This is a genomic window from Pseudomonas sp. TJI-51 (assembly GCF_000190455.2).
GTDB lineage: Bacteria > Pseudomonadota > Gammaproteobacteria > Pseudomonadales > Pseudomonadaceae > Aquipseudomonas > Aquipseudomonas juntendi.
This window is the reverse complement of sequence record NZ_AEWE02000092.1, coordinates 338-2,552: the sequence shown is the minus strand read 5'-3', so window position 1 is coordinate 2,552 and position 2,215 is coordinate 338. Positions and strand designations below refer to the sequence as shown.

Sequence of the window (2,215 nt, the reverse complement as noted above, 5' to 3'; positions counted from 1 at the left end):
ATCGACCACCTGCTGGCCAGCGCCGGTGTGAATGTGCCGCAGATCCACGCCCAGGACCTGGAGCGTGGGTTCCTGCTGCTGGGTGACCTGGGTCACCAGACATACCTGGACATCATTGATGAAGACAATGCCGACAGCCTGTTCGCCGACGCCATCGAGGCGTTGCTGAAGTTCCAGCGCCTGCCAATGGACGCCCAGTTGCCCAGCTACGACGACGCCCTGCTGCGCCGCGAGGTTGAACTGTTCCCCGAATGGTACGTAGGGCGCGAGCTTGGCCTGGCCTTCAACGATAGCCAGAAAGCTGCCTGGCAGCGCGTCAGCCAACTGTTGATCGACAGCGCCCTGGCCCAGCCGAAAGTGCTGGTGCACCGCGACTACATGCCGCGCAACCTGATGCAGAGCACCCCGAACCCTGGCGTGCTGGACTTCCAGGATGCGGTGTACGGCCCGGTCACCTACGACATTACCTGCCTGTTCAAGGATGCCTTCCTCAGCTGGCCACAGGCGCGCGTCGAAGGCTGGTTGCGTGCCTATTGGGAGCGGGCAGTGGCGGCCGGAATCCCGGTTCATGCTGAGTTCGAGGCGTTCCAGCGTGCCAGCGACCTGATGGGCGTGCAGCGCCATTTGAAGGTGATCGGCATTTTTGCCCGTATCTGCCACCGCGACGGCAAGCCGCGCTACCTGGGCGACGTGCCGCGTTTCTTCGCCTATATAGAAGAAGTGATCGGTCGCCGGCCCGAATTGGCGGAGCTGGGTGAGCTGATTGCCGAGCTGCAAGCCGGAGCGCGTGCATGAAGGCAATGATCCTGGCGGCGGGGAAGGGTGAACGCATGCGCCCGCTGACGCTGCATACCCCCAAACCGTTGGTTCCGGTCGCCGGCCAGGCGCTGATCGAGTACCACCTGCGTGCGCTGGCGGCTGCGGGTGTCCGCGAAGTGGTGATCAACCATGCCTGGCTCGGCCAGCAGATCGAAGAGCACCTAGGCGATGGCGGCCGCTTCGGCCTGCGCATTTGCTACTCGCCGGAGGGTGAGCCGCTGGAAACCGGCGGCGGCATCTTCAAAGCACTGCCTTTGCTGGGCGACGATCCGTTCCTGCTGGTGAACGGCGATGTCTGGACCGACTACGACTTCACCCGCCTGCAGGCCCCCCTGCAAGGCCTGGCGCACCTGGTGCTGGTCGATAACCCTGGCCACCATGGCCGTGGCGACTTCCGCCTGGCGGACGGGCAGGTGGTCGATGGCGACGACGCGCCGGGTACGCTGACGTTCAGTGGTATCTCGGTCTTGCACCCGGCGCTGTTCGCGGGTTGCCAGGCTGGTGCCTTCAAATTGGCGCCGTTGTTGCGCCAGGCCATGGCGGCTGGCCGGGTCACGGGCGAGCACTACCGCGGGCACTGGGTGGACGTCGGCACGCTCGAGCGGCTGGCCGAGGCCGAGCGGCTGATCGGCGAGCGCGCCTGACATGTGGTGGCCAGGCACACTGATTGGCGCTGGCGCGGGCTTTGCCGTGGCCAATATCCCCGGGGCGCTGTTGGGGCTGCTGCTCGGCCAGGCCCTCGACCGCCGCTTGCGCCTGCAGGGCTGGGATGACATGCGCGACCGCCTGAGCGGGCGTCCGGCGCTGGCTGACGATGAGTTGCTGTTCGTGATGCTGGGGCGCCTGGCCAAGAGCGATGGCCGGGTGGCCGAGCAGCATATCCAGCAGGCGCGTCAGGAAATGTCGCGGCTGGACCTGGCGGAGCCGGCCCGCTTGCGCGCCATCAAGGCGTTCAACCGTGGCAAGGCCGGCAAGGACCGGCTAGGCGGCCACTTGCGGCGGATTCGCGAACAGCCGCATGCGGCCGAAGGCACCTTGCGCGCCTGTTGGCGCATGGTCTGGGCCGACGGCAAGATGGGCAACAAGGAGCGTGAGCTGCTGCTGGACTGGGGGCAGAAGCTGGGCCTGAGCCGGCGCCAGGTGCAGGCCATGTCGGTGGAATACGAGCCGCGCAGGGCTGCCCGGCCGGAAGGGTTGGCCATGACCTATGCGGCGGCGTTGCGCTTGCTGGCGGTAGAGGCGGACACCGAAGCTGACAAGGTCAAACAGGCGTATCGCCGGCTGGTCAGCCGGCATCACCCGGACAAGCTGGCAGGCACCGGCGCCAGCGAGGCACAGGTGCGTGAAGCAACCGAGCGCACGCGGGAGTTGCACCAGGCCTATGCCATGATCCGCA

The 2,215-nt window shown here is 66.6% G+C and carries 3 protein-coding genes; all 3 read left to right on the top strand.

The annotated features are described in order from the left end of the window. The coding region (locus G1E_RS19540) for an aminoglycoside phosphotransferase family protein (protein ID WP_047150039.1) at window positions 1–795 on the top strand (795 nt) is incomplete at its 5' end. After that, complete coding sequence (murU, locus tag G1E_RS19535) at window positions 792–1,463, top strand: N-acetylmuramate alpha-1-phosphate uridylyltransferase MurU (RefSeq protein WP_009685243.1); 672 nt, start codon at window positions 792–794, stop codon at window positions 1,461–1,463. The genes G1E_RS19540 and murU, both read left to right, overlap by 4 nt. Window position 1,464: 1 nt before the next feature. After that, the coding region (locus G1E_RS19530) for a TerB family tellurite resistance protein (RefSeq protein WP_047150035.1) at window positions 1,465–2,215 on the top strand (751 nt) is incomplete at its 3' end.

Excerpts from the sequence above, each read along its gene's own strand:
- murU (WP_009685243.1), top strand. The coding sequence starts at position 792 with ATGAAGGCAATGATCCTGGCGGCGGGGAAGGGTGAACGCATGCGCCCG.